The sequence below is a fragment of the Nocardia sp. NPDC059236 genome, from assembly GCF_042754085.1.
GTDB lineage: Bacteria > Actinomycetota > Actinomycetes > Mycobacteriales > Mycobacteriaceae > Nocardia.
The window spans coordinates 284519-291957 of record NZ_JBHZAF010000011.1 but is presented as its reverse complement, the minus strand read 5'-3'; the positions used below and the strand labels follow the sequence as shown (position 1 = coordinate 291957).

The following is a 7439-nucleotide window of genomic DNA, read 5'->3' as shown; positions in this document are numbered from 1 at the left end:
CATTCCGAACCCGGAAGCTAAGGCCACCTGCGCCGATGGTACTGCACTCGACAGGGTGTGGGAGAGTAGGACACCGCCGGAACATCCTTCGCGAAAGGGGACCCTCACCGGGTCCCCTTTCGGCGTTTGACCACCCGGTGCTGCGTTGACGCTCGAGAGCGGCGTGATTGAATTCATGGGTAGGTGGGATCGCCCACCGGCCCTCCTCACGCGCTCCAGCGCCGTGGCCGGGTACCGCAGGCTACAAGAACAGAGAGGGATCACCGTGGCGGAGCAGAACGACGGCCGCAAACCCTTCCGCCGTAATAGTGGTGGGACCGGACAGGGCGGCTATGGCCGGCGCGACGAGGGCGAACGCCGCGACCAAGGACGGTCGTCGGGCGGACCGCGCCGCGAGCGCGATGGCGGTCGTGAGGGCGGATTCAACCGCAGCGGTGGCGGATTCAACCGCGGTCGTGACAATGAGCGTGGCGGCTACCGTTCCGAGGGCGACCGCGATCGCGGCGGCTATCGGGGCGAGGGCGGCAGCCGCGGCGGGTCCGAGCGCGAAGGTGGCCGGGGCGGCTACAACCGCGAGGGCGGCTTCAACCGCGGCGAGCGCCGCGAGGGCGGTTTCCAGCGGAGCGGTGATCGTCGTGAAGGCGGCTTCGACCGTGGTGATCGTCGTGAAGGCGGGTTCAACCGTGGCGAGCGTCGTGAGGGTGGCTTCGATCGCGGCGGTGATCGTCGTGAGGGCGGTTTCAACCGTGGTGACCGTCGCGAAGGCGGTTTCCAGCGCGGTGAGCGTCGCGAGGGTGGATTCAACCGAGGCGGCGACCGTGACGGTGGCTCCAATCGCGGCGAGCGCCGCGAAGGTGGCTTCAACCGCGGGGACCGTCGTGAAGGCGGGTTCAACCGTGGTGGGGGACGGGGATTCGACCGGGACCGCGGGGAGCGGGAGGAGCGGAAGGGCTTCGCGCGCAACGGGTTCGCAGATGAGCGTCCGGAGCACTCGGGAGCGGGACAGGATGTCGAGCGGGCCGGGAACGGCGCGAGCGAGAGGTCGTTCGAGGGCGAGCGTCGCCGCGGTGGCGAGGGCGCGCGGGTCAGCGGCGGCCGGCCGGGGGAGCGGCGTACGGGTCGTCCCGATGAGCCGAACCTGCCGGACGACGTGCAGGCCTCCGATCTCGAACCGGCGGTGCGGCGCGATCTGCTGAGCCTGGACAAGGGCAATGCCGAGTCGGTGGCCCGGCACCTGGTCATGGTGGCACAGCTGCTGGACGAGGATCCGGAGCTGGCACTGGAGCATGCGCGCGCTGCCCGGCAGCGGGCCGGCCGCATCGCGGTGGTGCGCGAGACCGCCGGTGTCGCGGCCTATCACGCGGGTGAATGGGCCGAGGCGCTGTCGGAGCTGCGGACCGCGCGCCGCATGTCCGGCGGTTCGGGTCTGCTGGCCGTCATGGCCGACTGCGAGCGTGGTCTGGGCCGTCCCGAGCGCGCCATCGAGCTGGGCCGCAGCGATGAGGCCCGGGCCCTGCAGGGCGACGAGGCCACCGAGCTGCGCATCGTGGTCGCCGGCGCCCGGATGGATCTGGGGCAGTTCGACCAGGCCGTCGTCACCCTGCAGACCGCCGAGCTGGATCCGGCGCGCACCGGTTCCGCGGCCGCGCGCCTGTTCTACGCCTACGCCGAGGCCCTGCTGGCCGCCGGTCGCGAAGACGAAGCGCTGACCTGGTTCATGAACGCCGCCTCCGCCGACCTGGACGGCGAGACCGACGCCGAGGACCGCGCAGCCGAACTCTCCGGCGACGGTGACGGCGGTGCGGACTGGACCGCAGCGTTCGACGAGGACGACGACGAGGACGACGCGGATTCCGCTGCGGCGGAGGAGGATTCCGACGCCGAGGACACCGCTGCCGAGTCCGAGCCGGCCGGGAAAGCCGCGGATGGTTCCGGCGAGCCCGCGGACGACTCCGAGAACTGAGGACCGGCAAGTGATTTCGACCGTGCGGCCGCGCAACAGCGCAGCCGCACGGTCGTTTTTGTTTCTGTGAAGAGTGACGAGAGGGACGGCGTAATGCGACTGCGGGATCGGTTCGAGGCATTGCTGTTGGATCTGGACGGAACCCTGTTCCGCGGCCACGAGCCGATTCCAGGTGCGTCGGAAGCACTTTCGACGGGCGATCCCGGACAGCGCCTGATGTACGTCACCAACAATGCGAGCCGCTCGGCCGACGCGGTGGCATTTCACCTGCGGGAGCTCGGTTTCGACGCGCACGAGGACGAGGTGGTGACCAGCGCGCAGGCGGCCGCGCGTGTGCTGGCGCAGCGGATCCCGCCGGGGTCGACGGTGCTGGTGGTCGGCACCGATGATCTGATGGCCGAGGTGGAGAACGTCGGCCTGCAGGCGGTCCGCCGCTTCGACGGCCTCGCGCCGAGCGCTGTGGTGCAAGGCCATTCGATGCAGACCGCGTGGGCGGATCTGGCCGAGGCCGCCTACGCGCTGCGTGCAGGGGCGCTGTGGGTGGCCGCCAATACCGACGCCACGCTCCCCACCGAGCGCGGCCTGGCTCCCGGCAACGGCTCGATGGTCGCGGCGCTGCGGCAGGCGTCGGGCCTGGTGCCGATCGTGGCGGGCAAGCCGTACGCGCCGCTGATGGAGGATGCGCTCGATCGGGCCGGTACCCGCGACGCCCTGGTGGTCGGCGACCGCCTCGACACCGATATCGACGGCGCGCACGCCACCGGCCTGGAGTCGCTGATGGTGCTGACCGGCGTGAGCACGCTCGAGGATCTGGGCACCCAGCCCTCGGATTGCATGCCGACCTACATCGCCGAATCCCTCGACGCGCTGAATCACCCTGTCGCCGACTTCGATCCGGTCGTGCCGGGCACCGGAGACATCGCGAAGGAGATCACGGCCCGCCTGGACGCGGCCCCGGGCCGCGCCATCCGGGTCTCCTCGACGCCTCGCGCATAGTCGAGGGCTTGCCGCGGGCCTGTGGCTCAGGTCGCGTCGTCGGAGAAGTTGGCGGTGTGCGGCTCCGCGCCTTTCTCTTGTGCTGTCATCGATCGGACTGTAATCCGGCGTTCGAAGACCTCGACATCTCATTATTGTGAAGTCTCACACCGGTTTTCACGCGTCGAACGGTCGAGGGATGGCGGCTGTCACCAGGTCGAAGGCAATGTCGGCGAAGGGGAGTGGCGGTTCGTCCGGGTCGGCGACGACCACCGCGCGGCGCGGGTGCGGCAGCCGGAGCGGGCGGCCGGGATCAGGTGCGGACCATGGTCGGCGGGAAGGGCGGGTCTCGGCGATCAGCTTCTCGACGTCGCTGTCCATTTGCCTCATGCTGTCGGCCGCCCACGAGCGGTTTTCCGGGACACCCGAGAGAGTGGGCCGGGGCGACGCGGCGGGGGCCGGTCGGCGGGTGGATCGGTAAGCGGTGGGGTACGTGTGTTCGAATGCGAGTTCGGGTAGCGTTGTCGCCACGATGACTATGCCCACGCCTCGCCCGCAGTTTCCCGCGCCGGGGTCCCCTATCGGGACGCCGGGGCCCCGTCCGGGGGCGCCGTTGCCCGGGCAGCATCTGCCGGGTGCGAATCAGGAGTTCGCCGACCCGGAGCGGGTCCAGGCGGAGGTGGCCGCGCTGCTGGCCGAATTGTCGGCGGGCGCACCGAATCCGGGCTTCCCGGGCGCGCCGAGTGTGCACTCGGAGGGCACCGATATCGTGCGGCGGGCCAAGATTCTGGAGCAGGCGCACGAGGTGCTGGTGCAGGCCCTGGCCACGGTGGACAAGATCTGAGGTGGCCAGGCGCGCGCGGGTGGACGCGGAACTGGTTCGCCGCGGATTGGCGCGGTCGCGGGAACACGCGGTCGAGCTGATCAACGCGGGCCGCGTCCTGATCAATGGGTCGGTCGCCACCAAGGCGGCGACGGGAGTCGAGGCGGGTACGCCGCTGTTGGTGCGGGAGGAGCCCGACGAGGTGCAGTGGGCCTCGCGCGGCGCGCACAAACTGCTGGGCGCGCTCGAGGGGTTCGAGCCGCAGGGCGTGTCGGTCGAGGGCAAGCGGTGCCTGGACGCGGGCGCGTCCACGGGTGGATTCACCGATGTGTTGCTGTCGCGCGGAGCCAAGGAGGTGGTGGCCGCCGATGTCGGGTACGGCCAGCTGATCTGGCGGCTGCAGAACGATGACCGCGTCCGCGTGCACGACCGCACCAATGTGCGGCAGCTGACGCCCGAACTCATCGGCGGCACCGTCGAATTGGTGGTCGCCGACCTGTCGTTCATCTCCCTGGGCCTGGTGCTGCCCGCGCTGGCCGCCTGCTGTGCGCCGGGCGCGGATCTGCTGCCCATGGTGAAGCCGCAGTTCGAGGTGGGTAAGGATCGCGTGGGATCCGGTGGCGTGGTGCGGGATCCGGCCCTGCGCGCCGAGGCGGTGCGCGAAGTCGCCGCCGCGGCAGCGAAACTCGGGCTGCGTACGCGTGGCGTGAGGGCCAGCCCACTGCCCGGTCCGTCCGGGAATGTCGAGTATTTCCTCTGGTTGCGCAAGGAGACCGGCGCGCCGGAGCGTCCGGAGACCGAGCCCGCTGCGACCGGTGACGGCGCGGACGTCGGTGGGGGCGCATACGATGCAGACGAGGCGGCGCGTGTGGCGGCGCTGATCGAGCGTGCGGTGCAGGAGGGTCCACAGTGAACGCGGCTAGCCCGGCCAGGCAGGTTCTGCTGGTCGCGCATCCGGGACGGCCGGAGATCACCGATACCGCGCACCGGGTCGCGAAGATCCTGTGCGGGGCCGGGATGGGGCTGCGCGTGCTCGAGGACGAGGCGTACAGCACCCGGTTCGACATCGACGACGACGGCGCGGCCGACGGATACCCGGCGCGGGTGATGGCACACGATCTCGACGCGGCGGTCGGCACCGAGATGGTGCTGGCGCTCGGCGGTGACGGGACGTTCCTGCGGGCGGCCGAACTCGCCCGCAGTGCCTCGGTGCCGGTGCTCGGAATCAATCTGGGGCGCATCGGTTTTCTCACCGAGGCCGAGGCCGAGCACCTGGACGAGGCGCTGTCCCAGGTGGTGCGGCGCGACTACACCGTCGAGGAGCGGATGACCATCGACGTCACCGTGCGCGTCGACGATGTGGTGGTGGAGCGCGGCTGGGCGTTGAACGAGGCCAGCATCGAGAACGCGGCGCGCATGGGCGTGCTGGAGGTGGTGCTGGAGGTGGACGGCCGGCCGGTGTCGGCCTTCGGCTGCGACGGTGTGCTGATCGCCACGCCGACCGGGTCCACCGCCTACGCCTTCTCGGCGGGCGGACCGGTGGTGTGGCCGGAACTCGAAGCGCTGCTGGTGATCCCGTCCAATGCGCACGCCCTGTTCGCGCGACCCCTGGTGACCAGCCCGAATTCGCTGATCGCGGTGGAAACCGTTGCGACGGGCCATGATGCGATCGTTTTCCTCGACGGCCGACGCACCCTCGCACTGCCGCGGGGCGGCCGGGTCGAGACGGTCCGCGGGACCGACCCGGTGCGGTGGGTTCGGCTCGACTCCGCGCCGTTCGCCGATCGGATGGTGCGCAAATTCCAGTTGCCCGTGACAGGCTGGCGTGGCCGACGGCGAACGGAGAGCACGAGTGCTGACAGAGATCAGGATTGACGGGCTGGGCGTAATTTCCACCGCCACCGCACAATTCCACGAGGGTTTGACCGTCTTGACCGGTGAGACCGGTGCGGGCAAGACCATGGTGGTGACGAGCCTGCACTTGCTCAGCGGCGCCCGCGCCGACGCGGGACGGGTGCGCCTCGGGGCGTCGCGGGCCGTGGTGGAGGGCCGTTTCACCGTGGACGAGGTGCACGACGGCGCCCTCGGCGAGGTCGAGCAGGTGCTGGAATCCACCGGCGCCGAACGCGATGACGACGGCAGCATCATCGCCGTCCGCACGGTCGGATCCGACGGCCGCTCCCGCGCCCACCTGGGTGGCCGCAGTGTGCCGGCCGCGGTGCTCGCGGACTTCACCACCCCGCTGCTCACCGTGCACGGGCAGAACGATCAGCTGCGGCTGCAGCGGCCCGACCAGCAGCTGCACGCGCTGGACCAGTTCGCCTCCGATGCGGTGGCGCCGCTGCTGGCCAAGTACCAGAAGGCTCGAAAGGCCTGGCTGGACAAGCGCAATCAGCTGCTCGAGCGGACCGCGCGCAGCCGGGAGCTGGCCCTGGAAGCCGATCATCTGACGCAGTCGCTGGCCGAGATCGACGCTGTCGCACCGGAACCCGGCGAGGACGACCACCTGGTGGCCGAGGTGCGCCGGCTGTCGGATCTGGATTCGCTGCGCGAGGCCGCCTCCACCGCGCACGACGCGCTCGCCGGTCCGGCCGATTCGCCGGGTGAGGACGCGGGCGCCCTGGATCTGCTGGGTACCGCGCGCGCCCGCATCGAAGCCTCCGACGATCCGATCCTGACCGCGCTGGCTCCCCGTCTGGGCGAGGCGATTTCGGTGGTGGTGGATCTGACGACCGAGCTCAGCTCCTACCTGTCGGACCTGCCGTCCGATCCGGGCGCGCTGGAGTCCATGCTGACCCGCCAGGCCGAGCTGAAGACGCTGACCCGCAAGTACGCGCCGGATATCGACGGGGTCATCAAGTGGGCCGAGGAGGCGCGCACGCGCCTGGCCTCGCTGGACGTGTCGGAGGAGGCGCTGGCGGCGCTGGCCGCGGATGTCGAGACCGCGGCCGAGAAGGTGCGCGAAACGGCCAAGAAGCTGACCGCGGCCCGTAGCAAGGCCGCGGGAAAGCTGGCGTCGGCCGTGAGCACCGAACTGGGCGGTCTGGCCATGGGTCGTGCCCGGCTCGAGGTCGGGGTCGGTCCCGTCCTTGCGGGCGTGCAGGATTCGGCCCCGCTGGTTGTCGACGGCACCGAACTGCACGCCGGCTCGACCGGTGTGGACGAGGTGGAATTCCGTCTGGCCGCTCACTCCGGCGCGCACCCGCTGCCGCTGAGCAAGAGCGCCTCCGGCGGTGAGCTCTCCCGCATCATGCTCGCCCTGGAAGTGGTTCTCGCCAGCTCCGAACATGGCACCACCATGGTCTTCGACGAGGTCGATGCCGGTGTCGGCGGCCGCGCCGCCGTCGAGATCGGCCGCCGCCTGGCCCGTCTGGCCCGCACCCACCAGGTCATCGTCGTCACCCACCTGCCACAGGTGGCCGCCTTCGCCGACACCCACCTGGTGGTCGACAAGCTCGACGACGGCAAGGCCGTCAAATCCGGCGTCAAAGCCCTCACCCAGGACGAACGCGTCGTCGAACTCGCCCGCATGCTGGCGGGCATGGGCGACACCGAAACCGGCCGCGCCCACGCCTGGGAACTCCTCACCACCGCCGACGCCGAGAAGGTCGGCGCCGCCGTCTCGGGCGAGTAACCGGGCACGGAGACAGAAAACCGGCCGGGCCCGCGCCGGGTCCG

At 70.7% G+C, this 7439-nt stretch carries 5 protein-coding genes and 2 pseudogenes; 6 read left to right on the top strand and 1 reads right to left on the bottom strand.

Features of this window, described 5'->3' with window-relative positions; translation table 11 throughout:
* Window positions 1–805 precede the first annotated feature (805 nt).
* Window positions 806–1789: pseudogene (locus tag ACFXIV_RS28405) on the top strand (hypothetical protein); the annotation flags it as partial.
* Between the two features lie 267 nt (window positions 1790–2056).
* Window positions 2057–2959 carry an HAD-IIA family hydrolase gene (locus tag ACFXIV_RS28400; protein WP_379399245.1) on the top strand — a complete coding sequence of 301 codons (903 nt, stop codon included), beginning with the start codon at window positions 2057–2059 and terminating at the stop codon, window positions 2957–2959.
* A 166-nt stretch (window positions 2960–3125) separates the two neighbouring features.
* On the opposite strand, the pseudogene ACFXIV_RS28395 reads toward ACFXIV_RS28400, so the two are convergent.
* Window positions 3126–3232, bottom strand: a pseudogene (locus ACFXIV_RS28395) (SAM-dependent methyltransferase); the annotation flags it as partial.
* A gap of 319 nt (window positions 3233–3551) precedes the next feature.
* Between ACFXIV_RS28395 and ACFXIV_RS28390 the strand changes: the two are divergent.
* The 4 genes from ACFXIV_RS28390 to recN are packed head-to-tail and all read left to right on the top strand — an operon-like array spanning window position 3552 to window position 7395.
* Window positions 3552–3782: a hypothetical protein gene (locus ACFXIV_RS28390; RefSeq protein WP_379389051.1), complete on the top strand. Its 231-nt coding sequence runs from the start codon at window positions 3552–3554 to the stop codon at window positions 3780–3782.
* 1 nt (window position 3783) lies between these two features.
* A complete protein-coding gene (locus tag ACFXIV_RS28385) occupies window positions 3784–4674 on the top strand; it encodes a TlyA family RNA methyltransferase (RefSeq protein WP_379399244.1) in 891 nt (296 codons plus the stop codon).
* Complete coding sequence (locus ACFXIV_RS28380; RefSeq protein ID WP_379399243.1) at window positions 4671–5636, top strand: NAD kinase; 966 nt, start codon at window positions 4671–4673, stop codon at window positions 5634–5636. The genes ACFXIV_RS28385 and ACFXIV_RS28380 overlap by 4 nt, the downstream gene beginning before the upstream one ends.
* Complete coding sequence (recN, locus tag ACFXIV_RS28375) at window positions 5614–7395, top strand: DNA repair protein RecN (protein ID WP_379399242.1); 1782 nt, start codon at window positions 5614–5616, stop codon at window positions 7393–7395. The genes ACFXIV_RS28380 and recN overlap by 23 nt, the downstream gene beginning before the upstream one ends.
* Window positions 7396–7439 lie beyond the last annotated feature (44 nt).

What these genes read in the sequence shown, in the direction of transcription:
- ACFXIV_RS28400 (WP_379399245.1), top strand. Translation starts at nt 2,057, where the DNA reads ATGCGACTGCGGGATCGGTTCGAGGCATTGCTGTTGGATCTGGACGGA.